This is a genomic window from Pseudonocardia sp. TMWB2A, from assembly GCF_017312135.1.
The window spans coordinates 5,069,438-5,094,918 of sequence record NZ_QKQY01000002.1 but is presented as its reverse complement, the minus strand read 5'-3'; the positions used below and the strand labels follow the sequence as shown (position 1 = coordinate 5,094,918).

Sequence of the window (25,481 nt, the reverse complement as noted above, 5' to 3'; positions counted from 1 at the left end):
GACCCGGACCACTCGTCCGGGGCTGTGCCGTGCTGCGGGCCGATCGTCTCGTCATCTCCTCGGTCCGGGCCGATCGTACGGATCATGCGCCATTCTCGAGGCACAGTGTCCGCACGGAGGGGAGTCATCGTGGACGACCGGCGCGAGACCGTCCGCCTGCTGGAACCGGACGGCACCACCGTGCCCGGCGCGCAGCTCCCGCCGCCGGACCGGCTGCTCGCCGGCTACCGCGGCCTGGTGCACGCCCGGCGGCTCAACGAACAGGCCGGCGCGCTGGTCCGGCAGGGGCGCCTGGCCGTGTACCCGTCCTCGCGCGGCCAGGAGGCCTGCCAGGTGGCCGCGGCGATGGTGCTGGCCGACGGCGACTGGCTCTTCCCGACCTACCGCGACACCGCCGCGATCGTCGCCCGCGGCGTCGACCCGGTCGAGGTGCTCACGATGCTGCGCGGGGACCGGCACTGCGGCTACGACGTCGCCGCCCACCGCGTCGCCCCGCAGGCGACCCCGCTCGCGACGCAGCTGCTGCACGCGGTCGGCGTCGCCCACGCGGCCCGGCTCAAGGGCGAGCCCGACGCCGTCCTGGCGCTCTGCGGCGACGGCGCCACCAGCGAGGGCGACTTCCACGAGGCGCTGAACTTCGCCGCGGTCTTCCGCGCGCCGGTGGTGTTCCTCGTGCAGAACAACAAGTACGCGATCTCGGTGCCGCTGCACCGGCAGAGCGCCGCCGCCAGCCTCGCGGACAAGGCGGTCGGCTACGGCATGCCCGGCGTTCGGGTCGACGGCAACGACCTCCCCGCGCTGCTCACCGTGCTCGACGACGCCGTCGCCCTGGCCCGCTCCGGTGGCGGCCCGACGCTGGTGGAGGCCGACACCTACCGCATGGAGGCCCACACCAACGCCGACGACGCGGGCCGCTACCGCGACGAGAGCGAGGTCGCCTCCTGGGCCGTCCGAGACCCGCTGGTACGCCTGCGCGCCCGGCTGCGCGCCGACGACCTGCTCGACGACGACGCCGAGCGCGCCCTCACCGACGACGCCGAGCGGATGGCCGCCGACCTGCGCACCGGCATCGCGGCCGAGTCCCCGGTGGACCCCGAGGACCTGTTCGCGCACGTCTACGCCCACCCCACCCCGCAGCTGCGCGAGCAGCGCGACCAGCTGCGCGCCGAGCTGGAGGTCATGCCGTGAACACCGGTCCCGTGAAGCTCACCATGGCGCAGTCGATCAACACGGCACTGCGCGAGGCGATGGCCGCCGACCCGACCGTCGTCGTGTTCGGGGAGGACGTCGGCCCGCTCGGCGGGGTGTTCCGGGTCACCGACGGGCTCACCGCCGAGTTCGGCGAGCACCGCTGCTTCGACACCCCGCTCGCCGAGTCCGGCATCGTCGGCACGGCGGTGGGGATGGCGATGAACGGGCTGCGGCCCGTCGTCGAGATGCAGTTCGACGCGTTCGCCTACCCGGCGTTCGAGCAGATCGCCAGCCACGTCGCGAAGTTCGGCAACCGCACCTCGGGCCGGATGCGGCTGCCGATGGTCATCCGGGTGCCCTACGCCGGCGGGATCGGCGGCGTCGAGCACCACTGCGACTCCTCCGAGGCGTACTACGCCCACACCGCCGGGCTGACCGTGCTCGCCCCGGCCACGAACGCCGACGCCCACGGCCTGCTCCGCGCGGCGATCGAGTACCCGGACCCGGTGGTCTTCCTGGAGCCGAAGAAGCACTACTTCACCAAGGAGGAGGTGGACACGACCGTCCCGGTGCCGCCGATCGGACGTGCCGTCGTCCGCCGCCCCGGGGTCGACGCGACGCTCATCGCCTACGGCCCGACGGTCCCGGTCGCGCTCGCCGCCGCCGAGGAGGCCGCCCGCGAGGGCCGTGACCTGGGCGTGGTCGACCTGCGGTCGATCGTCCCGTTCGACGACGAGACCGTCTGCGCGCAGGTCCGCCGGACCGGGCGGGCGGTCGTCGTCGCGGAGGCCCCGGGGTTCGCCTCGGTCGCCTCGGAGATCGCCGCCCGGGTCTCCGAGCGGTGCTTCCACCACCTCGAGGCGCCGGTGCGCCGGGTGACCGGGTTCGACGTGCCCTACCCGCCGCCGAAGCTGGAGCAGCACCACCTGCCCGGGGTGGACCGGGTGCTCGACGCCGTCGACTCGCTCGGCTGGGAGGACGCGGCGTGAGCGCGCAGGTGTTCACCCTGCCCGACCTGGGGGAGGGGCTGACCGAGGCCGAGCTGGTCCGCTGGCTCGTGGCCGACGGGGACACCGTCGGCGTCGACCAGCCCGTGGCCGAGGTCGGGACGGCGAAGGCCGTGGTCGAGGTGCCGTCGCCGTACGCGGGCACGGTGCTGACCCGGCACGGCGCGGAGGGCGAGACGCTGCGGGTCGGGGAGCCGCTGGTCTCGGTCGGGGACGCCGAGGACGCCGGGTCGGGGAACGTCCTGATCGGGTACGGCACGTCCGGCGGGCACGAGGGGGCCCGCCGGCGTCGCCGGGCCGCGAAGCGTGCCCCCGCGCTCGCGCCCGAGCCCGCCGCCGCACCCGCCGCTTCGCCCGAGCCCGAGCCCGAGCCCGCTGCCGCGCCCGCGGTCCCGGCGGCGACGTCCGTCGCCGAGCGCGCGCCGGGGGAGCGTCGGCCGGTGCAGTCGCCGGTGGTGCGGCGGCTGGCCCGCGACCACGGCATCGACCTCGCGACGGTCGAGGGGACCGGGCCCGGCGGGATGGTGCTGCGCCACGACGTGGCGCTCGCCGCCGCCCGCGCCGCGGAGCCTGCCGCCGCCGAGCCCGCTGCCGCGCCGCCCGCCGCTGCGCCGCCCGCCGCTGCTGCACCGCCCGCCGCGACGACCGCCATCGCACCGGGCCGCGACCCCCGCACCGGGCTCGCGGTGCGGGGGATCGTGCCGCTCCGCGGGGTTCGCCGCGCCGTCGCCGAGACCCTGACCCGCAGCCGCGCCGAGATCCCCGAGGCCACGACCTGGGTCGACGTCGACGCCACCGACCTGCTCGCCCTGCGCCCGCAGCTCGCCGGCGCCGACGGTCGCCCGGTCGGGCTGCTCGCGATCCTGGCCCGGTTCGTCGTCGCCGGTCTCGCGCGGTTCCCCGAGCTCAACGCCCGGGTCGACACGCAGGCGGGGGAGATCGTGCACCTCGACGGGGTGCACCTCGGCATCGCCGCGCAGACCGACCGTGGCCTGGTCGTCCCCTCGGTGGCCGACGCCCACCGCCTCGGGATGCGCGGACTCGACACCGAGATCCGTCGGCTCACCGCGGCCGCCCGGGACGGCTCGGTCACCGCCGCGGAGCTGACCCGCGGCTCGTTCACACTGAACAACTACGGGGTGCTCGGCGTCGACGGCAGCGCCGCGATCATCAACCATCCCGAGGTCGCGATGCTGGGCGTCGGACGGGTGCTGCCGCGGCCGTGGGTCGTCGACGGCGCGGTCGTCCCGCGGTCGGTCACCCAGCTGTCGCTGGTGTTCGACCACCGCGTCTGCGACGGCGGCACCGCGGGCGGGTTCCTGCGGTTCGTCGCCGACGCCGTCGAGTCCCCGCTGTCCGCGCTGGCCGACCTGTGACCCTCAGCGCCGCCGCGTGATCACCACCGGCTCGACGCGCTGCGGGACCTGCCCGAACGCACTCCCAGCGGCTTCCGTGATCGCGGTGTCGCGGGTCGCCGCAGCTCAGCGCGCCGGGACGACGGTCCAGGCCGGTGCCTTCGCCGGGCGGCCGTCCCCGGAGGACCTGCCCCGCAGGCGTCGTCCGACCCAGGGCAGGACGTGGGCGCGGTAGTAGGCGAGCCCCGCGGCCGGCCCGGTCGGCGGGGTCGTGGCGACGGTCGTCGCGGGCGTCGCGCCGCGCACCCCGAGTGCCTCCAGCACCAGCCCGGCGGCGCGCAGGTGCCCGGGCGTGCCCAGGTGCAGGCGGTCGTCCGACCAGTAGCCGGGCCTGCGGATCTCGGCGTCGCCGAACACGTCGACGAAGGTGAGCCCGCGGGCGGCGGCGAGCGTGCGCACCGTCGCCGACAGCTCGGCGCCGCGGCGGTGGACGACCCGTCCCAGCGGGAGGCGGTCCGACGGGTCGGCGCCGCTGAGCAGCACCAGCCGGACCCCCGCCGCCGCGCATCGGTCGACGGCGCGGGCGGTCAGCGCGGCGAGCCCGTCGACGTCGGTGCGGGGGCGCAGCATGTCGTTCCCGCCGCCGTTGAGCGTGATCAGCGTCGGTGCGGGGTCCAGCGCCAGCGCGGCGTCGAGCTGCGGCCCGACGACGTCGGCCAGCAGCCGGCCCCGTACGGCCAGGTTCGCGTAGTGCACCGGTTCGCCGGAGGCGCCGGCCAGCCCGGCGGCGACCCGGTCGGCCCAGCCGCGGGGGATGCCCGCCGCGTCCTCGTCGCCCACGCCCTCGGTGAAGCTGTCCCCGATCGCCACGTACCGCACGGGGTCAGCATCCGCGTCGCGATCACCACGGCTCTGCCCGGGGGTGGTGACGGCTGTTACCCTCGTCCCGTGCGCGGTCGGATCATTACCCGGCGCGCCGGCTGAAGCCAGGGAGCCGGCGCGTGGCACGTCGTGCCCGCCGGACCTGGCCGGATCCTGACGTTCGCCCTCGAACACCGGAGATCCGATGAACGCCCTCACCGCCGAGCGCACCAGTACCGACAGCGATCCCGCCGAGCACGGTCACGTCGTCTCGCTGCTGCTGACCGACGCCGACGACGGCCTGTACAAGGTCCTCACCATGCTGCGGTCGCGCCGCTGGAAGGTCCGCTCGCTGCGGGTCGACATGTCCGGCGAGATCGGCCGGGTCGACCTCGTCGTCACCCGCGACGGCCGGGACGCCGACCTGCTGCTCGAGCAGCTGCGCCGGGTCGTCCCGGTGGTGCGCGCCGACCTGGGCTGAACCGCCGCACCACGTCCCTGATCGGGGACCCCGAGGCTCAGTCGTCGACGGTGCAGGTCGGTGTGACGTCGATGCGATGTGGGTGACGTCTGCGAGCAGCATCGTCGTCAGTCCGGTCCGCGGTAGGTGTGCCCGGTCGGCGTGGTGGTGACGACGGCCCCGTCGGGGGCCCGGGCGATGTGCCAGCCGGGTTGTTCGCGGACGTGGTTGTGGAACTCGCACACCCCGCGCCCGTTCTCCAGCTCGGTGCGCCCACCGTCGGCATTCCGCTGGATGTGGTCGAGGTGACGGACGGGAGCGTCACAGTAGGGCTCGGTGCACCGGTTCCCGGCGCGGGCTTTCACGAGGGTGGCGAGGAGCCCGGTGAAGGTGCGCCTGCGGGAGTCGCCGCCGATGACCAGACCGTGGTCGGTGAGCAGTCTGCGCAGCGACTTGGTGCCCTCGGGGTTCGCGAGCAGGTCGACCGGCACCGGTCCGAGCCCGGGGATCTCGGCGGGCAGCGGGGAATGCGGGTCGAGCAGGGCCTGCACGGGCACGGTGACCTGTACTTCGAGGTTCACCGCCGTCGCGGTGGCCTGTCCGGTGACGCGTTCGACGAGGGTGTCGGCGAGGACCTGTCCGCGGGTGCGGGTCAGGGGCTCGGGGTCGACCTGGACCTCGACGAAGGCCTTCTGCAGCGCGGCCAGGCAGGCGGCGCCCTGCTCGACCGGAACGTAGGCGGTCAGGTAGCTCATCGCATCCGGTGCCGGGCGCAGTGTCACTCGGCGTTCGGCCTTGGCGGCGTGGACGCGGGCGCGGAACCGGTCGGGGGCGATCTCGGCGACCAGACGCCGGGTCATCGCCCGCAGCCGCCCGATCCCGTACCGGGTGAGGTCGCGGACGGCGGCGAGTCGGGAGTCGACCTGCGCCCGCTGGGTGGTGTTGAGGTCGCGGCATTCGACGGCGATCGCGGACACCTTCGCGGCGCTGAGCTCGCCGGCTCGGTGCAGGCCACGGATCCGGTCGAGCCCGGAATGCAGGTCCCGGGCGTTCGCCGCCCGGGTGCGGGCCTCGGCGGCGGAGACCCGGCAGGCCAGCTGGATCTGGGCGACCACGCTGCGGTGGAGCTTCTCGGGATCCAGGTCGGTCGAGCCGTTCTCCACGTGGCTGCGGGCGAAAGCCCGGATCCGGCTCGCCTGGAGGGCGGCCAGGGAGGCCTGGAGCGACTCGATCTCCTGGATCTGGTCGATCAACTCCGACTCGGACCACGCGCAGGTGTCGGCGCCGAGGGCTTGTTCGACGTGGAACCGGAGCAGGGTGAGGTCACCGGAGGGGAACCCGCCGCCGGGCACGCCGGTGGCGTGGGCGGGTGGTTCCTGGGTGGCGGTCACACCATCGACAGTACTCGAACTAGTGTTCGAACACCAAGTTTCCGTTCACTATTGCGAATCCTTGAGCTGCGGAGACGTCTCCACGTTTCGCGATCCGCGAACCCCGCCCTACCCCCGAGGCGTCAACCGCGCGTTCGGCAGCTCCGGCGCCGGCAACGTCGACTCCCAGGCGTCCGGGAACACCCCGAAGCGCCCACCGTCCCGCCCTCCGGCGGCACGCTCGTCCTGCCACTGCTCCCGGTAGGCCGCGACCTCGTCGTGGGTGGAACCGACGAAGTTCCACCACATCACGATCTGCTCGCCCAGCGGCTCCCCGCCGAGCAGCACGAGGCGGGCGCCGTCGTCGCCGGCGTGCAGGTCCAGGGTCGTCCGGCCCGGCGGGAGGTACACGAGCTCGGCGGACGCGGCCGCCGTCCCGCACACCCGCGCCGAGCCGGCGTCGACCAGCACGCCGTGCTCGAACCCGGCGTCGACGTCGAGCGTCACCGCCGCCCCGGCGGGCAGTACGACCTCGGCGCCCAGCAGCGGGGTGAACGTCTCCACCGGCGACGTCGACCCGGCCAGCGACCCGAGGAACACCCGCAGCGCGGCGTCCCCGGCCCGCACCCGGGGCGGCGCGTAGTGCTCGAAGCGGGGCGCGGTGTCCCGGTGCGCGGCGGGCAGCGCCAGCCACAGCTGCACCCCGTGCAGCACCTCGGTACCTTGCGTGGAGAACTCCGAGTGCGCGATGCCGGACCCCGCGGTCATCAGGTTCAGCTCACCCGGGCGCACGAGTGCGTGCGCGCCGGTGGTGTCGCGGTGCTCGACCTCCCCGTTGAACAGCCACGACACCGTCGCCAGCCCGGTGTGCGGATGCCCCGGCACGGCCATCCCGCCCGTGTCGGCGACCCGGTCCGGGCCGTAGTGGTCCAGGAAGCACCAGGCCCCGATCAGCGACCGGGTACGGCGCGGCAGCGTGCGGCGCACCGTCATCGCGCGCGGCCCGCCCAGCGGCACGTCGCGCGGGGTCACCAGCTCCGCGGCGGCGGCGTCGCCCCCGCAGACGACCTCCTCCGGCGCGGTCTCGACGTTGCTCACCGCGCCCTCCGCCGGACGGTGGCGACGGCGTCGGGCGTCACCAGGTCGAGGATGTCGGCGTAGCCCTGGTGGGTCGACACCCAGCGCCGCACGTACGGGCAGACCGGCACGATCCGCTGCCCGGCGGCGCGGGTGTCGTCCAGCGCGAAGCGGACCAGGGTGCTCGCGAGCCCGCGCCCGGACAGCTCCGGGTCGACCTCGGTGTGGTGGAAGATCCGCTGCTCGTGGTCGTCGACGTACTCGGCCCGGCCGACCACGGTGCCGTCGATCAGGATCTCGTATCGGTGGTGGCCCGTGTCGTGGGTGACCACGGTGTCGTCGGTGTCGCCGGACATGTGCTCAGCCTCTCAGGACGCCCGGCGCCGCACCACGCGGCCGTCGGCGTCGCGCTCGGGGACGGGGTGCGCCGACAGGATCGAGACCCGGTTGAACGCGTTGATGGTGATCGCCGCCCAGACCAGCACCGACACCTCGTCGTCGGTGAGGTCACCGCGGACGGCGGCGTAGGCGTCGTCGTCGAGGTGGGTCCCGGCGGTCCGGGTGACGGCCTCGGCGAGACCGAGTACGGCGCGCTCGCGGTCGTCGTAGAGGGCGCTGTCGCGCCAGGCCGGGAGCAGCGTCATCCGCTGCGGGGTCAGCCCGGCCGCGAGCCCCGCCCGCCAGTGCGTGTCCAGGCAGGTCTCGCAGCCGTTGATCTGTGAGACCCGCAGGTTCACCAGCTCCAGCAGGTCCCGGTCCACCCCGGCCGCGGCGGCGCGCTCGCGCACGACCGCGACGACGTCGGTCATCGCCCGGAACACCTCGGGGGTCTGCTTGTCGATCCACACCCGGCCCATGTCACCTCCGAACCCGTCACGCGGCGACGGTGTTCCGGGCGGGTGCTGTCTCAACGGTCACGACCACCGCCACCATCACCACCGCGGCGACGACCGGGGTGAACGGCGCGAACGCCGACAGCCCCAGCAGCACCGCCAGCACGACGACGGCGGCGCTGCGCCCGGCGGTGAGCGTGGGGCGCAGCGCGAGCGCCCACACCCCGAGGACGAACAGGGCGACCGGCACGGTCAGCGTCGCCCCGGCCGCGGCGGCGGACAGCCCGGTCGCGGTGGTGTCGACGTCGACGGCCACCTCGATGCCCGCCGAGAACGCCCCGGCCGCGGCGAAGACGAGGTAGTGGCCGTAGCCGTGCACCAGCGCCCGCGGCATGGCCCGCAGGTGCTCGTGCTGGTCGCGGGCGAAGTAGACCCACCACATGCCCGCGGCCAGCACGAGCCCGCACGCCGAGAGCAGCAGCAGCGGGCCGAGGTGCTCGGCGGAGGACAGCGCGTCGACCACGGCCGTCGTCGACGCCAGGACCGACTCGCCCAGCAGGATCAGGGTGAACAGGCTGTAGCGCTCGGCGATGTGGTGCGGGTGCCACGGCGTCGTCCGCGCCCGCTCGGCGACCACCGGGACCGCCAGCTCGGCCAGCGCCAGCACGACGAACCCCACCGGGTGCGGGTCCACGAGCACCCAGGCGATCCACAGCAGCTGGACGACGACGATGCCGCCCGCGTAGCGCAGCGCCGTGACCCGCAGCTCCGGGTGCGAGCGGGCCGCCCGCAGCCACTGCGTGACCATCGCCAGGCGCATCACCACGTAGCCCGCGACGAGCACGCCGTAGCCCTCACCGGCCATCGCCGACGGGGTCCCCGCGGCCAACACCAGCGCCCCGGCCATCTGCACCAGGGTGGTGACGCGGTAGAGCCAGTCGTCGACGTCGAAGGCCGAGGCGAACCAGGTGAAGTTCATCCAGGCCCACCAGATGCCGAAGAACACCAGCAGATACGACCCGACCCCGGCGCCGACGTGCCCGCCGGACTCGGAGTGGTGCAGCGCGGCCGACGACAGCGACACCGCCACCACGAAGACCAGGTCGAAGAACAGCTCCAGCGGACTCGCCGCCCGGTGGGGCTCGTCCGGGTCGCGGGGGCGCATCGCACGCAGGCCGAGGTTCACGTCGGCCATCGTTGCGCGCCGCACTACCCTTCGGCTGCGCCGACACGGGGAAGGACCCATCGATGACGACACCGGACACCCGACCGCGGGTGCTGCGCCGGACGGGCGACCCCGAGGTCGCCCCGATCGAGCTGTTCTTCGACCTGGTCTACGTGTTCGCGATCGTCCAGGTCTCGCACACGCTGCTGTACCACCTGACCCCGCTCGGGGCGCTGGAGACGGCGGTGCTGTTCGCCGCGGTCTGGTGGCTGTGGAACTACTCGGCCTGGGCGATGAACTACCTGGACCCGGCGCGCCCGTCGGTCCGGATGCTCAACGCCGGGCTGATGCTGGCGGCGCTGGGGATGGCGCTCGCCCTGCCGGGCGCGTTCGGCGACTCCGGGCTGCTGTTCGCGCTGTGCTTCGCCGCCGCCCAGATCGGGCGCCCGCTGTTCCTCGTCGTGAGCGCGCGCGGGCACGTCATGGCGCGCAACTACCGCAACCTGTTGGTGTGGAGCGCCGTCGCGTCGGTGCTGATGGTCGTCGGCGCGTTCCTCCCGCCGGTGGCCCGGCTGGTCGTCTGGGCGCTGGCCGTCGCCGTCGACATGGCGGGGCCGCGGTTCGAGTTCCGGGTGCCGGGGCTCGGGTACACCCCGCTGGAGGACTGGCCGACCGACGTGGAGCACCTGGCCGAGCGCAACCGGCTGGTGTTCATCATCGCGCTCGGCGAGTCGATCCTGATCATGGGCTTCACGCTGTCGGAGATGGAGGTCGTGACCCCCTACGCGGTGGTGATCACCCTGCTCGGGTTCGCCGGCCTGGTCGCACTGTGGTGGTCCTACTTCGCGCTCGCCGGGCACGGCACCCGGGCGAGCTCCGGTGACGGGTCGACCCGCGCGGCGCGGGCCGCGTTCGCCTACGCGCACGGCCTGATGGTGGCCGGCGCCGTGCTGTTCGCGGTCGCGATCGACCTGCACCTCACGCACCCGGAGAACACCCCGGCCCTGGTGCTGACCTCGGTCGGCGGGCCGCTGCTCTACCTCGCGGGGAACAAGCTCTACCTGCAGGGCCGCACCGGGACGGTCGGGCGGTCGCGCTACGTCGCCGCCGCGGTGCTGGTCGTGGCCGCGGCGGTCGCGCTGGTCGCCGGGCACGCCCTGCCCGCGATCGTGATCGGGCTGGTCGTGCTCGCCGTGGTGGTCGGGCTGGCCGTGGTCACCGAGCTGGCCGAGCGGCGGGCCTAGTCCTCCTCGACGGCGTCGCGCAGCGCGTTCTCCAGCACCTCGGTCAGCGCGGGGTGGATCCAGTACTGGACGTCGGCGAGACGCTGCGCGGTCACGCCCAGCACCATCGCCTGCACCAGCTGCTGGACCATCGTCGACGCCTGCGGGCCGAGCAGGTGTGCCCCCAGCAGCGTGCCGTCGGGGGCGACGAGGACCTTGCAGAACCCGCGCTGCTCCTCCAGCGCCCAGCCGAAGGCGACGTCGGCGTACTCGTGGAACCCGACCCGGAACTCCAGGCCCTCCTCGCGGCACTGCTGCTCGGTGCGCCCCACGGTGCCGATCTGCGGGGTGGTGAACACCGCGGCCGGGACGAACCCGTGGTCCACCTCGCGCAGCTCGTCGGGGTGGGCGAGGTTGTGCCCGACGACCTCGGCCTCGTGGTTCGCGACGTGCTTGAGCGGGTGCGGGGTCGAGATGTCACCCAGCGCCCACACCCCGTCGGCGGTGGTGCGGCCGTGGGCGTCGACGACGACGCGGCCGGCGTCGTCGATGTCGACCCCGGCGTGGTCCAGGTCGAGCCGGTCGGAGTTCGGACGGCGCCCGGCCGCGACGAGCAGCCGGTCGGCCCGGACCTCGGTGCCGTCGTCGAGGTGCAGCCGCACGTCGCCCTCGCCGCCGGTGACCTTCTCCACCGTCCGGCCGGTGTGGACGGTGAAGCGCTCGCGGGCGGCGTCGGTGAACCGCTCCACGACGGTCTCGTCCATCCCGCCGAGCAGGGTGTCGGAGCTCTCGACGATCGTGACCTCGCAGCCCAGCCCGCCGAACACGTGCGCGAACTCGGCCGCGATGTAGCCGCCTCCGATGATCGCCAGGTGCTCGGGCAGCTCGTCGATCCGCATGATCGTGTCCGAGGTGTGGAACGGGACGCCCGAGTCCGCGACCGGCGGCGGGACCACCGGCCGCCCCCCGACGGCGAGCACGATCCGGTCCGCGGTGAACTCCGCGGTGCCGCCGTCGGCCAGGTCCACCGTCATCGCGCGCGGCCCGGTGAAGCGGGCCGTGCCGTCGTAGACGGTGCCGTGGTCACGGCGGTAGTCGCGGCCCTCGTCGCCGATCGGGTCGAGCCGGGCGAAGACCCGGTCGCGGATGTCGCTCCAGCGGATCCGGTCGATCCGGGCGTCCACGCCGTAGGACGACGCCGCGCGCACCGTCTCGGCGACCTCGGCGGTGTAGGCGAGCATCTTGGTCGGGATGCAGCCGACGTTGAGGCAGGTCCCGCCGAACCGGGTCGCCTCGACGTGGGCGACGTCGAGACCGTCGAAGCGGTCGTCGACGATCATGTTCCCGGATCCGGTGCCGACGATTGCGAGATCGTGATGGGCCACCCGCCGAGCCTAGGAAGACCGGCGGCATCCCGCGCGTCGACGGGGCGACGACGCCGCCGCCATCGGGCGGTCGGCGTGCGGTACTGGCACTCTGGCCCCGGCGGTGGCGCGGCGCCCCGCGGGAGGCGGCCGGTGATGACCGATCCGACGGACGGCCCGGGAGGAGTGCCCGGCCTGTCCGCCGAGACCGCGGAGGGCGGCGGCCTGGCCCTGGAGGCGGTGCCACACCCGTCCGGGCCGGTGGCGCTGCACGCCGTCGGCGACGTCGACGTCGCGACCGCGCCGTTCCTGGCCGAGCAGGTGGGCGCCTGGTTCGCCGCGGCCCCGCGGATCGTGCTGGACCTGTCCGCGGTCGGCTTCCTCGGCTCGGCCGGGATCGCGGCGCTGCTGGACTGCCACCGCGACGCTGCCGCGGCCGGGGTGGTGCTGGAGCTGTACTGCGGCACGGCGCGCCAGGTCCGCCGGGTCCTGCAGGTCACCGGCACCCTGGAACACCTGCGGGTGCTCGACCCGCACCCGCCGCCGGAGACCCCCGGGGGCCGCGCCCCGCTGTTCCCGGTGCCCGACTGACCCCGGCCCTCAGCCGAGCAGCTCCCGGCCGGTCCGGTGCCGGTGCAGCACCTGGACGTCGGTCGTGCCCTCCCGCAGCGACGCCGAGGTGTCGGACATGTGCTCCAGCAGCGTGTCCGCGAAGGCGATGACGGCCGGGGTGGGGGCGATGTCGGCCCGCCGGGCCAGCGCCACCGTGCGGTGGATCGCCGGGTTGAGCACCGTGCGCCGCAGCCGCGGCCGCCCGATGAACGTCAGGTCCGGCACCACCGCCACCCCGGTGCCGGCCTCGACCATGCGCAGCACCGCGTCCATCTGGCCGCCCTCGACGGCGATCCGCGGCGTGACCCCGGCGACGGCGTAGGCCCGCAGGGTCACCTCCCGCAGGTCGTAGCCCTGGCGCACCATCACCAGGTCGTGCCGGGCGAGCTCGGACACCGTCATCGACCCGCGCGGGGTCAGCGGCCTGCGCGCCCGCGGCGAGGCGACCGAGAGCCGTTCGCGCAGTAGGGGAGCGGTGTGCAGGGTCGGGTCCACCCCGTCGGGGGGCACGATCACCAGCGCGACGTCCAGCTCCCCCTGCACCAGCGCCGCCTCCAGCGGCTGCGAGCCGTCCTCGGCGAGCTCGACGGCGATCTCGGGGTGCCGGGCGTGGAAGACCCGCAGCACGTCGGACAGCACGCCGATGCACAGCGACGGCGTCGCCCCGACCCGCACCCGGCCGCTGCGCAGGCCGACCATCTCGGCCACCGTCGTGCGGACCATGTCGGAATCGGCGAGCATCCTGCGTGCCAGTGGCAGCACCGCCTCACCGGCCGGGGTCAGCGTGACGGCCGACCCGCGGTTGATCAGTGGGGAGCCCAGCTCGTCCTCCAGCGCCCGCAGCGCGCGGCTCAGGGTCGGCTGGGCGACCCCCACCTGGTCGGCCGCCCGAGTGAAGCTGCGCACGTTCGCCACGGCGACGAAGTACATGAGCTGCTGAAGTGTCACGTGCATAGCTTACGGCTATGAGCGGAGACCGTTTCATGCATTGGACTGCCTTACCCGTTGGTATGTCCACTGGAGGACGTGGTCACGATGTCCGAGAAGTCCCGGGCCGGCGGCGGAGCCAAGCCCGCCGCACCCCGGCGCCCGCGCACGCCCAGTGCGCTGCTGAAGTTCGTGATGGCGGTGAGCGGCGTCGTGCTGCTCGGCTACGTCACGCTGCACATGATCGGGAACCTGAAGATCTTCTTCGGCCCCGAGGCGATCGATCACTACGCGGCCTGGCTGCGCACCATCCTGGAGCCGGCGCTGCCCTACTCGGGCATGCTCTGGATCGTCCGCGTGGTGCTGGTCGTCGCGGTGGTCGCCCACATCTGGTCGGCGACGATGCTCGCCCTGCGTGCGCGCAGGGCCCGCCCGATCAAGTACGCGGGTGGCTCCTACCAGGTCAAGGGCAGCTACGCGGCCCGCACCATGCGCTGGGGCGGCGTGATCATCGCGCTGTTCGTGATCTACCACCTGCTCGACCTCACCGCGGGCACGCTGAACCCGAACGGCGTGCACCTCGCGGTGGCCGACAACCTCGCGGCCGACTTCACCCTCGCCCGCTGGTACGTCACCCTGTTCTACGTCCTCGCGGTGGTCGCGCTGGGCTTCCACGTCCAGCACGGCATCTTCTCGGGCATCCAGACGCTCGGGTGGTCGTCGAACAGCCGTGAGCGCACCATCAAGGTGGTGTCGACGGTCTTCGCCGCCGTGCTGACCCTCGGCTTCATCTCGGTGCCCCTCGCCGTCACGTTCGGAGTGGTCTGATCCCATGACTGACAGCACTGACGCCACGTCCCACCACGTGTCCTACGCCGACTACGCGACCGGTGAGCCGGTCGTCGACAAGGCGGTCCCGTCGGGTGCCATCGAGACCCGCTGGGAGCGTCGTCGTTTCGGCGTCAAGCTGGTCAACCCGGCGAACAAGCGCTCGAAGAAGATCATCGTCGTGGGTTCCGGCCTGGCCGGCGGCTCCGCGAGCGCGACGCTCGGCGAGGCCGGCTACCACGTCAAGACCTTCTGCTACCAGGACAGCCCGCGGCGTGCGCACTCGATCGCCGCGCAGGGCGGCATCAACGCCGCGAAGAACTACCGCAACGACGGCGACAGCGTCTACCGGCTGTTCTACGACACCGTGAAGGGCGGCGACTTCCGCGCCCGGGAGTCCAACGTCCACCGGCTCGCCGAGATCTCGCGGCAGATCATCGACCAGTGCGTCGCGCAGGGCGTGCCGTTCGCCCGCGACTACGCCGGACTGCTCGACAACCGCTCCTTCGGCGGCGTGCAGGTCTCCCGCACCTTCTACGCCCGCGGCCAGACCGGTCAGCAGCTGCTGATCGGCGCCTACCAGGCGCTGGAGCGCCAGGTGAAGGCCGGCACCGTCGAGATGTACGCCCGGCACGAGATGCTCGAGCTGATCATGGTCGAGGGTCGTGCCCGCGGCATCGTCGCGCGCGACATGGTCTCCGGCGAGATCGAGGTGCACACCGCCGACGCGGTCGTGCTCGCCTCCGGCGGCTACGGCAACGTCTTCTACCTGTCGACGAACGCCAAGGGCTGCAACGTGACCGCCGGCTGGCGGGCGCACCGCAAGGGCGCGCTGTTCGCGAACCCCTGCTTCACCCAGATCCACCCGACCTGCATCCCGGTCTCCGGCGACCACCAGTCGAAGCTGACCCTGATGTCGGAGTCGCTGCGCAACGACGGCCGCGTCTGGGTCCCGAAGAAGCTCGGCGACGACCGCGGGCCGAACGAGATCCCGCACGAGGAGCGCGACTACTTCCTCGAGCGCAAGTACCCGGCGTTCGGCAACCTGGTGCCCCGCGACATCGCGTCCCGGGCCGCCAAGGAGGTCTGCGACGAGAAGCGCGGTGTCGGACCGTCGGGCCTGGGTGTGTACCTGGACTTCGACGACGCCATCCAGCGCCTCGGCCGCAAGGCCGTCGAGAACAAGTACGGCAACCTGTTCGAGATGTACGAGCGGATCACGGGTGAGAACCCGTACGAGGTCCCGATGCGGATCTTCCCCGCCGTGCACTACACGATGGGTGGCCTCTGGGTCGACTACGACCTGCAGTCGACCATTCCGGGTCTCTACGTGGCCGGCGAGGCGAACTTCTCCGACCACGGTGCGAACCGGCTCGGTGCGTCCGCGCTGATGCAGGGCCTGGCCGACGGCTACTTCGTCCTCCCGGTCACGATCGGCGACTACCTGGCCAAGAACGAGCTCGACGCCGTCCCCGACGACGCGCCCGAGGTCGTCGAGGCCGTGCAGTCGGTCACCGACCGGATCGACCAGTTCCTGTCGATCAACGGCACCCGCACGGTGGACTCGTTCCACCGCGAGCTGGGCCAGATCATGTGGGACTACTGCGGTATGGAGCGCACCGAGGAGGGTCTGCGCAAGGCGCTGGACCGCATCCCCGAGCTCCGTCGCGAGTTCTGGAACAACGTCAAGGTGCCGGGTACCGGCGCGGAGCTCAACCAGAGCCTGGAGAAGGCCGGCCGCGTGGCCGACTTCCTCGAGCTCGGCGAGCTCATGTGTCTCGACGCGCTCGTGCGTCGCGAGTCCTGCGGCGGTCACTTCCGCGGGGAGAGCCAGACCGAGGACGGCGAGGCGCAGCGCGACGACGAGAACTTCTCCTTCACCTCGGCCTGGGAGTACACCGGCCGCGGGCAGGCTCCGGTCCTGCACAAGGAGGAGCTCACGTTCGAGTACGTGCACCCGACCCAGCGCAGCTACAAGTAAGAGGACCGACGGACATGAAGCTCAACCTGAAGGTCTGGCGCCAGCGCGACGCGGTCGACAAGGGGCGCCTGGTCACCTACACCGTCGACGCCGACGAGGACATGTCGTTCCTCGAGATGCTCGACGTGCTCAACGAGAAGCTGATCCTCTCCGGCGACGAGCCGGTCGCGTTCGACCACGACTGCCGCGAGGGCATCTGCGGCTCGTGCAGCATGGTCATCGACGGCCGGCCGCACGGCCCGCAGCGGGCGACCACCACCTGCCAGCTGCACATGCGGCACTACTCCGACGGCGACACGATCGTCATCGAGCCGTTCCGCTCGGGCTCGTTCCCGGTCATCAAGGACCTCGTCGTCGACCGCGCCGCGTTCGACAAGATGATCCAGGCCGGCGGCTACGTCTCGGTGAACACCGGGTCGGCGCCGGAGGCCAACTCCAACGCCGTGCCGAAGGTCGCCGCGGACCGCTCGTTCGCCGCGGCGAACTGCATCGGCTGCGGTGCCTGCGTCGCGGCCTGCCCGAACGGGTCGGCGTCGCTGTTCCTGGGCGCGAAACTGACCCACCTGGGCGAGCTGCCGCAGGGCCAGCCGGAGCGCTACGAGCGCGTCGTCAGCATGGTGGAGGAGCACGAGGCCGCCGGGTTCGGCGGCTGCACCAACACCGGCGCCTGCGCCACCGCCTGCCCGAAGGAGATCCCGCTCGACGTGATCTCCCAGCTGAACCGCGACTACCTCGCGGCCACGGTGGGCGGCCGGAAGAAGTAGGACACACCGTCGCGACGGCCCGGGCCACCTCTTCCGCGGGGTGCCCGGGCCGTCGTGCGTCGTGGGGGAGGGGTCGTGGACGGACTGTTCGGACGGGAGCGGCGTGCGCTCGGGCCCGGCGCGGTGCACGTCCCGGACTGGCTCGACCTCCCCGGGCAGCGCAGGCTGGCCGACGCCTGCCGGGGGTGGGTCCGCGACGGTCCCGGCCTCCGCACGGTGACGCTCCCCGGCGGTGGCGTGATGTCGGTCCGCAGCGTCTGCCTGGGGTGGCACTGGCTGCCCTACCGCTACTCGCGCACCCGCGACGACCAGGACGGCGGCGCCGTCCCGCCGGTCCCGTCGTGGCTGGCCGACCTCGGCCGGGCCGCGCTGGCCGCGACCGGCCACCCGGACGCGCAGGCGTACCGGCCGGACGTCGCGGTGGTCAACTTCTACGACGGCGACGCCCGCATGGGCCTGCACCAGGACCGCGAGGAACGCTCGCCCGCCCCGGTGGTGTCGCTGTCGGTCGGGCGGGCGTGTGTGTTCCGGCTCGGCACCGCCGGGCACCGCGGGCGGCCGTGGACCGACGTCGAGCTGTACTCCGGTGACCTCGTGGTGTTCGGCGGGGCGAGCCGGCTGGCGTTCCACGGGGTGCCCCGGCTGCTCGACGACCCCGGACCGCCCGGCACCGGCCTGCGGTCCGGGCGGCTCAACGTCACGCTGCGCGAATCGGGTCTCGACGGCCCGTGACGTGTGAGCCACGTCTCGATAGAACGGCCAATCGCCGTCCCGACGTAGATCACATGTGATCTGGGTCGTACTCTCTGGCGACCACCGCACCGTGTGTGCGGCGGGTGTTCACGAGGACACGACGTCGTGTCAGGTCTCTTCGGCGTCGTCGAGACGACAGGAGCTCCCGTACGTGTCATCCACCACTGACGCGTCCACCGGCCGGGCCACCATCGCCGCGCGCACGCTGCGCACGGACCGATGGTGGCTTCCCCCGCTGGCCACCTTCGTGGCGTTCGTCGCCTGGGTCGCCTACGCGACCGTGCGGGCGTTCATGCAGAACTACTACTTCGTCCCCGAGTACGGCTATCTGACGCCGTTCTACTCGCCGTGCGTCTCGACGGGCTGCGTCGAGGAGGCGTCGCACTTCGGCCGGTTCCTGCCCGACGTCTGGTGGCTGCCCTACGCGGCGGTCTCCCTGCCGTTCCTGCTGCTGTTCCGGCTGACCTGCTACTACTACCGCAAGGCCTACTACCGGGCGTTCTGGCTCTCCCCGCCGGCCTGCGCGGTCGCCGAGCCGCACCGGCGCTACACCGGCGAGACGCGCTTCCCGCTGATCCTGCAGAACGCGCACCGCTACTTCTTCTACATCGCCGGGATCATCACGCTGATCAACGCTTACGACGCGGTGCTGGCCTTCGCCAAGCCCGGCGGCGGGTTCGGCCTGGGGCTGGGCAACATCATCCTGGTCGTGAACGTGGTGCTGCTGTTCGGCTATACGCTCTCGTGCCACTCGTGCCGCAGCGCCGTCGGCGGGCGGCTCAACCACTTCTCGAAGCACCCGGTCCGCTACAAGCTCTGGACCCAGGTCTCGAAGCTGAACACGCGGCACAACCAGTTCGCGTGGGCGACGCTGGTGAGCCTCGCCGTCACCGACTTCTACGTCATGGCCGTCTCCGCCGGCTGGATCAGCGACCTGCGGATCGTGGGGTGAGCACCGAGATGGACGAACAGATCGAGCGGCACGACTACGACGTCGTCGTCATCGGGGCCGGCGGTGCCGGCCTGCGGGCGGCGATCGAGGCGCGGCTGCAGGGCAAGCGGACGGCGATCATCTCCAAGTCGCTGTTCGGCAAGGCGCACACCGTGATGGCCGAGGGCGGCTGCGCGGCGTCGATGGGCAACGCCAACCCGAACGACAACTGGCAGGTCCACTACCGCGACACCATGCGCGGCGGGAAGTTCCTCAACAACTGGCGGATGGCCGAGCTGCACGCCAAGGAGGCCCCGGACCGGGTCTGGGAGCTGGAGACCTACGGTGCGCTGTTCGACCGCACCGAGGACGGCAAGATCAGCCAGCGCAACTTCGGCGGGCACACCTACCCGCGGCTGGCGCACGTCGGCGACCGGACCGGTCTGGAGCTGATCCGGACCCTGCAGCAGAAGGTCGTCTCGCTGCAGCAGGAGGACCTCGCCGAGACCGGCGACGCCGAGTCCCGGATCCGGGTCTTCCACGAGTGCACGATCACCGAGCTGTTCACCACCGACGGCGCGATCTCGGGCTGCTTCGGCTACTTCCGCGGCGACGGCCGGTTCGTGCGCTTCGACGCCCCGGCGATCGTGCTCGCCACCGGCGGGGTCGGGAAGAGCTACTCGGTCACGTCGAACTCCTGGGAGTACACCGGCGACGGCCACGCGCTGGCCCTGCGCGCCGGCGCGACGCTGATCAACATGGAGTTCCTGCAGTTCCACCCGACGGGCATGGTGTGGCCGCCCTCGGTGCGGGGCCTGCTGGTCACCGAGTCGGTCCGCGGTGACGGCGGCGTGCTGCGCAACACCGACGGCAAGCGGTTCATGTTCGAGTATGTGCCGGACGTGTTCAAGGAGCAGTACGCCACCTCCGAGGAGGAGGGCGACCGCTGGTACACCGACCCGGACAACAACCGGCGCCCGCCGGAGCTGCTGCCCCGCGACGAGGTGGCCCGGGCGATCAACTCCGAGGTCAAGGCCGGGCGCGGGACCGAGCACGGCGGGGTGTTCCTCGACGTGTCCACCCGGCTCAAGCCCGAGGAGATCCTCAAGCGGCTGCCGTCGATGCACCACCAGTTCAAGGAGCTGGCCGACGTCGACATCACCAAGGAGCCGATGGAGGTCGGCCCGACCTGCCACTACGTGATGGGCGGGGTGGAGGTCGAGCCGGACACCGCGATGTCGAAGGTCCCCGGCCTGTTCGCCGCGGGCGAGGTCGCGGGCGGCATGCACGGCTCCAACCGGCTCGGCGGCAACTCGCTGTCGGACCTGCTGGTGTTCGGCCGTCGCGCCGGGCTGCACGCCGCGCAGCACGCCGACGCCGGCCGGCCCGCCGTGGCCGAGTCCGACGTCGCCGCGGCGCTGGAGCGGGCGATGCTGCCGTTCTCCAGCGCGACCGCGGGCGGGGAGAACCCGTTCGTCGTGCAGCAGGAGCTGCAGAAGACGATGCACGAGCTCGTCGGGATCATCCGCAAGGGCGAGGAGATGGAGCTCGCGCTGAAGAAGCTCGAGGACATCGCCACCCGCACCCGGACGGTCTCGGTGGAGGGGCACCGCCGGTTCAACCCGGGCTGGCACCTGGCCCTGGACCTGCGCAACATGCTGCTCGTCGCGCTGTGCACCGGGAAGGCGGCGCTGGAGCGCCAGGAGTCCCGGGGCGGGCACACCCGCGACGACTTCCCGGTCATGGACTCGGACTGGCGGCACCTGCTGCTGGTGTGCCGGGCCATCGGCGAGGACGACGTCGAGCTGACCCGTCAGGAGCAGCTCCCGATGCGGTCGGACCTGTTCGACCTGTTCGAGATGGACGAGCTGAAGAAGTACTACACCGGAGACGAGCTGGGCGGTCACCGTGCCGACTCCGCGGAGGGGAACCAGTGAGCAGTCACCTGCACCACTTCCGCGTCTGGCGCGGCGACGACACCAAGGGCGAGCTGGTCGACTACCCGGTGGAGGTGAACGAGGGCGAGGTCGTCCTCGACGTCATCCACCGGCTGCAGGCCACCGAGGCCGGCGACCTGGCCGTGCGGTGGAACTGCAAGGCGGGCAAGTGCGGCTCGTGCTCGGCGGAGATCAACGGCCGGCCGCGGCTGATGTGCATGACGCGGATGAACACCTTCGACGACGAGGAGGTCGTCACCGTCACGCCGCTGCGCAGCTTCCCGGTGATCCGCGACCTCGTGACCGACGTGTCGTTCAACTACACCAAGGCCCGCGAGATCCCCAGCTTCACCCCGCCCGAGGGCGTCGCGCCGGGCGAGTACCGGATGGCGCAGGTCGACGTCGAGCGGAGCCAGGAGTTCCGCAAGTGCATCGAGTGCTACCTGTGCCAGAACACCTGCCACGTGGTCCGCGACCACGAGGAGAACAAGGAGGCGTTCGCCGGGCCGCGCTATCTGATGCGGATGGCGGAGCTGGACATGCACCCGCTCGACGCGCACGGCAACCGCGCCGTCGAGGCCCAGGAGGAACACGGGCTGGGGTTCTGCAACATCACCAAGTGCTGCACCGAGGTGTGCCCCGAGCACATCAAGATCACCGACAACGCGCTCATCCCGCTCAAGGAGCGCGCGGTGGACCGCAAGTACGACCCGCTGGTGTGGCTGGGGGACAAGATCTTCCGGCGCTCCGGGAGCTGAGCGTGCCCTCGCGCCCCGGCGGCGGTCGTCGCACCCGCCGCACGGGGTGCGGGGACCGCGCCGGGGGTGCGACGGGTCGCTCAGCGCTCCATCGACCGGCGGATCTCGGAGAGCCGGTCGGCGGCCTTGCGCTCGCGCTCGGCGAACGCGTCCTCCGCCTCCGCGGCGCGCGCGTCGCCGCCCGCGAGCTCCTCGGCGGCCGCCGCGGTCGCGGCGCGGCCCTCGATGCGGTCGCGCACGTAGGAGAACGTGGGGACGCCGTCGTCGGTGTAGTCGGTGACGGGCTCGACCGGGTCGGGCACGGCAGGGTCGGGCAGGGCCGGTTCCGGGTCGGGGACGGCGGGCAGGTGGGTCGGGTCGGTCATCGGGCCTCCTCGGTTCCGCCCCCGACGGTAGGCGATGAGAACGGCGCCGGTGGGCGGTCGTCACCGGTATGACGACCTTCGCGCTCGTCCCCGGGGCGGGGACCGACACCTGGTACTGGGGCCCGCTGGAACGGGAGCTGACCCGGCGCGGCCACCGCGCGGTGCCGGTCGAGCTGCCCTGCGACGACGACACCGCCGGGCTGGAGATCTACGCCGACGCCGTCGTGGCCGCGGTCGGCGGTGCCGAGGACCTCGTGGTCGTCGCGCACTCCTTCGGCGGGTTCAGCGCACCGCTGGTGTGCGACCGGGTCGCGGTGCGCGAGCTCGTCCTGGTGACGGCGATGGTGCCGCTGCCGGGCGAGTCCGCGGCGCAGTGGGGCGACGCGACCGGCGCCGGGACGGCGCTCGCGGAGCAGGACGCCCGCGACGGGCGCGACCCCGACGACGTCGTCGGGCTCTTCTACCACGACGTCGACGAGTCGGTCGCGAACGAGGCACTGCGTCACGAGCGCGACCAGTCCGCGACGCCGTGGACCCAGCCGTGGCCGCGTGCGGCCTGGCCGGACGTGCCGACCCGGTACCTGCTGTGCCGCGAGGACAAGCTGTTCCCGGCCGCGTTCGTCCGGACGATGCTCGCCCGGCGGCTGCGCGGCGTCGTGCCCGAGATGGTCCCCGGCGGGCACCACCCGATGCTGTCGCACCCCGGCGCGCTGGCCGCGGCGGTACTCGGCCGCTGAGGGCAGGCGATGATGGCGCCGTGGCGCGCACGCGGATCCGGGAGCTCGTGGTGGTGCACGACGCGGCCTGTGCGCCGTGCTCGCGGATCGCACAGGAGCTGCCGGGCTGCGTGACCGTCCGGGTCCGGGCGCGCTCCTGCCACGAGCCGCGGCTGGCCGAGATCTACCCGAACCTGCCGGCCGCCGTCGCCGGGTGCCGGGTGCCGGCGGTCGGTGTGCTCCGCACCGACGGGCAGGTCCGCTGGTGGACCGGGATGCGCGGGATCGTCGGGCTGGCGCCGGTGCTGCGGCCCGGCGCGCTGCCGGTCGCGGTCCGGCTGCTGTGCGAGGCGGCCGCGGTGCGGCGCTGAGACCGGGCCCCCGTGAGCCGGTCGTCGCCGCACCGGAGATCCTGGTCGGGTCAGAGTCGCCGTCCCACCGGAGGGAACCACCCGTGGACACCGCAGCCCAGCCCCTCGACCACGGGCCCGCGTGGCTGTTCTGCCCCGGCAACCGGCCCGACCGGTTCGCCAAGGCGCTCGCCGCGGCCGACGCCGTCATCCTCGACCTGGAGGACGCCGTCGGCCCGGACGACAAGGACGGCGCCCGGGACACCGTCGTCGCCGCGCTGGCGGAGCTGGACCGCACCCGGGTGGTCGTGCGGGTCAACGCGCCCGGCACCCCCGCCCACGACGGCGACGTCGCCGCGCTGGCCGCCTACCCCGACCTCACGCTGATGCTGCCGATGGCGACGAGCGCCGCCGCGGTGGAGGCGCTGGCCCCGCACCCGGTGATCGCGCTGTGCGAGACCGCGCACGGGGTGCTGGAGGCGCCGTCGATCGCCCGGGCGTCGAACTGCTCGGGCCTGATGTGGGGCAGCGAGGACCTGCTCGCCGACCTGGGCGGGCGCACCGGGCGCGCGGCCGGCGGCGGCTACGGCCCGGCCCTGACCGAGGCCCGCACCCGGATCCTCTACGCCGCCCGCGCCGCGGGCCCGGCCCCGGTCGACACCGTGCTCACCGACATCGCCGACACCGACACCCTGTTCGCCGACACCGTCGACGCGGCGAACGCGGGGTTCGCGGCGAAGGTGTGCATCCACCCGTCGCAGGTGGAGGTCGTGCGCCGCGGGTTCCGGCCCGGCGACGCCGAGATCGAGCACGCCCGCGCCCTGCTCGCCGAGGCGGAGCGGCACCCCGGGGTCTTCCGGTTCGGCGGGGAGATGGTCGACGCGCCGGTGCTCGCCCGGGCCCGGGCGACGCTGCGGCTGGCCGAGGCATAGACGACGTCTATCGCAGCACTCGGAAGCATCGATCGCGCGACGGGACTGTGCGACGGCCCGGCCGCGCTGTACCGGGCATGGACATCACCACACTGGCCGGACAGGACCTGCTGATCGTCGGCGGCGGCTCGGGCATCGCCCGCGCGCTCGCCGCCGACGCCGTCGCCGAGGGGGCCACGGTCACCCTCGCCGGGCGCGACCCGCAGCGGCTCGCCCCGGTGGCCGCACAGGTCGGCGCCGCCACCGCCCGGATCGACCTGACCGACGAGGGGAGCATCGCCGCCTTCGCCGCGACCTCGGGGCCGCTGGACCACGTCGTGTCGCTGGCCGCCGCACCGGCGAACGGGCCCGTCGCGGAGCTGGACCGCGACGCCGTACACACCGCGTTCGACGCGAAGGTCATCGGCCCGCTGCTGCTGGCCAAGCACCTCGCCCCGCTCGTGCGCGGCTCGTTCCTGCTGTTCTCCGGCGTCGCGGCCTGGCGCCCGGCCCCCGGACGGTCGGTGATGGCGACGACCAACGGCGCCGTCGCGTTCCTCGCGCAGGCCCTGGCCGTCGAGCTCTCCCCGGTGCGGGTCAACGCGCTCTCGCCCGGCATCGTCGACTCCGGCCAGTGGGACCGGCTCGGCGACGGCAAGGACGCCTTCCTCGCCGCCACCGCCGCGGCCAACCCGGCGCGGCGCATCGGCACCCCGGCCCAGCTCTCCGCCGCGGCCCGCTCGCTGCTCACCAACCCCTTCGTCACCGGCACGACCCTGCACGTCGACGGCGGCGGCCGGCTGGCCTGACCCGCGCCGCTCTAGGGGGCGAGCTGCGCGGCGACGGCGGCGGGCACGGGCACCCCGCGCCGTCGCAGCGCGGCGACGAACGCCGTCACCACCGGGTCCCGGCCCGGCCGGGTCAGCGCGACCACCTCCCGGTCCTGCGCCGGGTCCAGCGCCCGCACCACGCCCGGGGCGCCCGCGGGCAGTGCCGTCACCGGCACCACCGCGACGCCCAGCCCGGCGTCGGCGAGCCGGGCCGCGGTCGTCGCGCTGCGGGTGCGGGTCACCGCGTCGAGGGCGACGCCGTGCCCGGCGGCGAGGGTGTCGAGCCAGCCGGCCAGGCCGTTGCCGGGGTCGTAGTGCACCACGGGGCCGTCGCCGAGCGCGGCGACCGGGACCGGGCCCGGTGTGCCGGCGAGCGGGTGACGACGGGGGAGCACCGCGACCAGCGGCTCGCGGCCGAGCACCTCGGCGTCGACGCCGTCGCGGCCGGGGCGCGGGGACACCCCCACGTCGGCCGCGCCGTCGGCCACCCGGGCCGCGATCTCGTCGGCGCTGGTCAGCTCGGTGAGCTCCACCCGGGTCCGGGCGGCGGCGCCGGAGGAGGCCCGCAGCACCGGGGCGAGCAGCCCCGCGGTCATCGTCTCCGCGCACGCCACCCGCAGCACCCCGGCGCCACCGTGGGCGACCGCGCGCCCGGTCGTCAGCACCCGGTCCGCGGCCGCCAGCGCGGCGACGGCGTCGGCGTGCACCGCCCGCCCCGCGACGGTCGGGCGCACCCCGCGCGGCAGCCGCTCCAGCAGCGGGGTGCCGATCTCGCGTTCGAGCTGGGCCAGCTGGTGGGACAGCGCGGGCTGGGACAGGTGCAGGGCCGCGGCCGCCCCGGTCACCGACCCGTGGTCGAGGACGGCCACCAGGCATTCCAGCGCACGCAGTGTCGGCACGGCGACAACCTAC

The 25,481-nt window shown here is 73.4% G+C and carries 27 protein-coding genes; 17 read left to right on the top strand and 10 right to left on the bottom strand.

Annotated elements, in window-relative coordinates; genetic code table 11:
* Positions 1–129: 129 nt before the first annotated feature.
* The 3 genes from pdhA to DMP17_RS38415 are packed head-to-tail and all read left to right on the top strand — an operon-like array spanning position 130 to position 3,574.
* Positions 130–1,188 carry a pyruvate dehydrogenase (acetyl-transferring) E1 component subunit alpha gene (gene pdhA / locus DMP17_RS38425; RefSeq protein WP_443217943.1) on the top strand — a complete coding sequence of 353 codons (1,059 nt, stop codon included), beginning with the start codon at positions 130–132 and terminating at the stop codon, positions 1,186–1,188.
* A gap of 23 nt (positions 1,189–1,211) precedes the next feature.
* On the top strand, positions 1,212–2,180 hold the full coding sequence (locus DMP17_RS38420) for an alpha-ketoacid dehydrogenase subunit beta (protein ID WP_226350650.1): 969 nt from the start codon (positions 1,212–1,214) through the stop codon (positions 2,178–2,180).
* Positions 2,177–3,574: a dihydrolipoamide acetyltransferase family protein gene (locus DMP17_RS38415; protein WP_337832085.1), complete on the top strand. Its 1,398-nt coding sequence runs from the start codon at positions 2,177–2,179 to the stop codon at positions 3,572–3,574. Before DMP17_RS38420 ends, DMP17_RS38415 begins: the two co-directional genes overlap by 4 nt.
* 105 nt (positions 3,575–3,679) lie before the next feature.
* Here the strand turns inward: DMP17_RS38415 and DMP17_RS38410 are convergent, their stop codons facing one another.
* Positions 3,680–4,432, bottom strand: a complete 753-nt coding sequence (locus DMP17_RS38410; RefSeq protein ID WP_337832084.1) for an SGNH/GDSL hydrolase family protein — start codon at positions 4,430–4,432, stop codon at positions 3,680–3,682.
* A 187-nt stretch (positions 4,433–4,619) separates the two neighbouring features.
* Between DMP17_RS38410 and DMP17_RS38405 the strand changes: the two genes are divergently transcribed.
* On the top strand, positions 4,620–4,895 hold the full coding sequence (locus tag DMP17_RS38405; RefSeq protein WP_226350651.1) for an ACT domain-containing protein: 276 nt from the start codon (positions 4,620–4,622) through the stop codon (positions 4,893–4,895).
* 107 nt (positions 4,896–5,002) lie between these two features.
* On the opposite strand, the gene DMP17_RS38400 is transcribed toward DMP17_RS38405, so the two are convergent.
* The 5 genes from DMP17_RS38400 to DMP17_RS38380 form a co-directional block, all read right to left on the bottom strand.
* A complete protein-coding gene (locus DMP17_RS38400; protein WP_337832083.1) occupies positions 5,003–6,265 on the bottom strand; it encodes an HNH endonuclease in 1,263 nt (420 codons plus the stop codon).
* 108 nt (positions 6,266–6,373) lie between these two features.
* The gene (locus DMP17_RS38395; protein WP_226366481.1) at positions 6,374–7,342 is read right to left on the bottom strand and encodes a pirin family protein; all 969 of its coding nucleotides are present in this window, start codon (positions 7,340–7,342) and stop codon (positions 6,374–6,376) included.
* The gene (locus tag DMP17_RS38390; RefSeq protein WP_226350478.1) at positions 7,339–7,677 is read right to left on the bottom strand and encodes a GNAT family N-acetyltransferase; all 339 of its coding nucleotides are present in this window, start codon (positions 7,675–7,677) and stop codon (positions 7,339–7,341) included. The genes DMP17_RS38395 and DMP17_RS38390 overlap by 4 nt, the downstream gene beginning before the upstream one ends.
* A gap of 12 nt (positions 7,678–7,689) precedes the next feature.
* A complete protein-coding gene (locus DMP17_RS38385; protein WP_337832082.1) occupies positions 7,690–8,178 on the bottom strand; it encodes a carboxymuconolactone decarboxylase family protein in 489 nt (162 codons plus the stop codon).
* A 16-nt stretch (positions 8,179–8,194) separates the two neighbouring features.
* Complete coding sequence (locus DMP17_RS38380) at positions 8,195–9,349, bottom strand: low temperature requirement protein A (protein WP_337832081.1); 1,155 nt, start codon at positions 9,347–9,349, stop codon at positions 8,195–8,197.
* Positions 9,350–9,402: 53 nt separating this feature from the next.
* Between DMP17_RS38380 and DMP17_RS38375 the strand changes: the two genes are divergently transcribed.
* Positions 9,403–10,563, top strand: coding sequence for a low temperature requirement protein A (locus DMP17_RS38375; protein WP_337832080.1), 1,161 nt, complete (start codon positions 9,403–9,405; stop codon positions 10,561–10,563).
* On the opposite strand, the gene DMP17_RS38370 is transcribed toward DMP17_RS38375, so the two are convergent.
* Positions 10,560–11,927, bottom strand: coding sequence for a mycothione reductase (locus DMP17_RS38370; protein WP_337832079.1), 1,368 nt, complete (start codon positions 11,925–11,927; stop codon positions 10,560–10,562). The genes DMP17_RS38375 and DMP17_RS38370 overlap by 4 nt on opposite strands.
* A gap of 135 nt (positions 11,928–12,062) precedes the next feature.
* Here DMP17_RS38370 and DMP17_RS38365 point away from each other — a divergent pair, with 135 nt between their 5' ends.
* Complete coding sequence (locus tag DMP17_RS38365; RefSeq protein ID WP_337832078.1) at positions 12,063–12,497, top strand: STAS domain-containing protein; 435 nt, start codon at positions 12,063–12,065, stop codon at positions 12,495–12,497.
* A gap of 9 nt (positions 12,498–12,506) precedes the next feature.
* Here DMP17_RS38365 and DMP17_RS38360 read toward each other — a convergent pair whose 3' ends face one another.
* Complete coding sequence (locus DMP17_RS38360) at positions 12,507–13,466, bottom strand: LysR family transcriptional regulator (RefSeq protein WP_224401790.1); 960 nt, start codon at positions 13,464–13,466, stop codon at positions 12,507–12,509.
* 87 nt (positions 13,467–13,553) lie between these two features.
* Between DMP17_RS38360 and DMP17_RS38355 the strand changes: the two genes are divergently transcribed.
* The 7 genes from DMP17_RS38355 (at position 13,554) to DMP17_RS38325 (ending at position 21,397) form a co-directional block, all read left to right on the top strand.
* The gene (locus tag DMP17_RS38355; protein WP_178372991.1) at positions 13,554–14,273 is read left to right on the top strand and encodes a succinate dehydrogenase cytochrome b subunit; all 720 of its coding nucleotides are present in this window, start codon (positions 13,554–13,556) and stop codon (positions 14,271–14,273) included.
* A 4-nt stretch (positions 14,274–14,277) separates the two neighbouring features.
* A complete protein-coding gene (locus tag DMP17_RS38350) occupies positions 14,278–16,254 on the top strand; it encodes a fumarate reductase/succinate dehydrogenase flavoprotein subunit (RefSeq protein WP_337832077.1) in 1,977 nt (658 codons plus the stop codon).
* A gap of 14 nt (positions 16,255–16,268) precedes the next feature.
* Positions 16,269–17,018, top strand: a complete 750-nt coding sequence (locus tag DMP17_RS38345) for a succinate dehydrogenase/fumarate reductase iron-sulfur subunit (RefSeq protein ID WP_208820962.1) — start codon at positions 16,269–16,271, stop codon at positions 17,016–17,018.
* Between the two features lie 75 nt (positions 17,019–17,093).
* Positions 17,094–17,750, top strand: coding sequence for an alpha-ketoglutarate-dependent dioxygenase AlkB family protein (locus DMP17_RS38340; RefSeq protein WP_226350485.1), 657 nt, complete (start codon positions 17,094–17,096; stop codon positions 17,748–17,750).
* A 172-nt stretch (positions 17,751–17,922) separates the two neighbouring features.
* Positions 17,923–18,723 (top strand): hypothetical protein, encoded by an 801-nt coding sequence (locus DMP17_RS38335; protein ID WP_251786624.1) that lies wholly within the window; start codon positions 17,923–17,925, stop codon positions 18,721–18,723.
* 8 nt (positions 18,724–18,731) lie between these two features.
* On the top strand, positions 18,732–20,639 hold the full coding sequence (locus tag DMP17_RS38330; protein WP_337832791.1) for a fumarate reductase/succinate dehydrogenase flavoprotein subunit: 1,908 nt from the start codon (positions 18,732–18,734) through the stop codon (positions 20,637–20,639).
* Positions 20,636–21,397, top strand: a complete 762-nt coding sequence (locus DMP17_RS38325; RefSeq protein ID WP_178372989.1) for a succinate dehydrogenase/fumarate reductase iron-sulfur subunit — start codon at positions 20,636–20,638, stop codon at positions 21,395–21,397. The genes DMP17_RS38330 and DMP17_RS38325 overlap by 4 nt, the downstream gene beginning before the upstream one ends.
* Positions 21,398–21,477: 80 nt before the next feature.
* Here the strand turns inward: DMP17_RS38325 and DMP17_RS38320 are convergent, their stop codons facing one another.
* Positions 21,478–21,762 carry a hypothetical protein gene (locus DMP17_RS38320; RefSeq protein WP_337832076.1) on the bottom strand — a complete coding sequence of 95 codons (285 nt, stop codon included), beginning with the start codon at positions 21,760–21,762 and terminating at the stop codon, positions 21,478–21,480.
* A 68-nt stretch (positions 21,763–21,830) separates the two neighbouring features.
* Here DMP17_RS38320 and DMP17_RS38315 point away from each other — a divergent pair, with 68 nt between their 5' ends.
* The 4 genes from DMP17_RS38315 to DMP17_RS38300 all read left to right on the top strand — a co-directional run bounded on the left by DMP17_RS38315 (position 21,831) and on the right by DMP17_RS38300 (position 24,548).
* Positions 21,831–22,499 carry an alpha/beta fold hydrolase gene (locus DMP17_RS38315; RefSeq protein ID WP_337832075.1) on the top strand — a complete coding sequence of 223 codons (669 nt, stop codon included), beginning with the start codon at positions 21,831–21,833 and terminating at the stop codon, positions 22,497–22,499.
* A gap of 20 nt (positions 22,500–22,519) precedes the next feature.
* Entirely contained in the window at positions 22,520–22,849 is a 330-nt protein-coding gene (locus tag DMP17_RS38310) for a hypothetical protein (RefSeq protein WP_337832074.1), read from the top strand.
* An 83-nt stretch (positions 22,850–22,932) separates the two neighbouring features.
* On the top strand, positions 22,933–23,760 hold the full coding sequence (locus tag DMP17_RS38305) for an HpcH/HpaI aldolase/citrate lyase family protein (RefSeq protein ID WP_337832073.1): 828 nt from the start codon (positions 22,933–22,935) through the stop codon (positions 23,758–23,760).
* Between the two features lie 77 nt (positions 23,761–23,837).
* Positions 23,838–24,548 carry an SDR family oxidoreductase gene (locus tag DMP17_RS38300; protein WP_226350491.1) on the top strand — a complete coding sequence of 237 codons (711 nt, stop codon included), beginning with the start codon at positions 23,838–23,840 and terminating at the stop codon, positions 24,546–24,548.
* 11 nt (positions 24,549–24,559) lie between these two features.
* Here the strand turns inward: DMP17_RS38300 and DMP17_RS38295 are convergent, their stop codons facing one another.
* Positions 24,560–25,468, bottom strand: a complete 909-nt coding sequence (locus tag DMP17_RS38295) for a LysR family transcriptional regulator (RefSeq protein ID WP_337832072.1) — start codon at positions 25,466–25,468, stop codon at positions 24,560–24,562.
* Between the last annotated feature and the right edge of the window lie 13 nt (positions 25,469–25,481).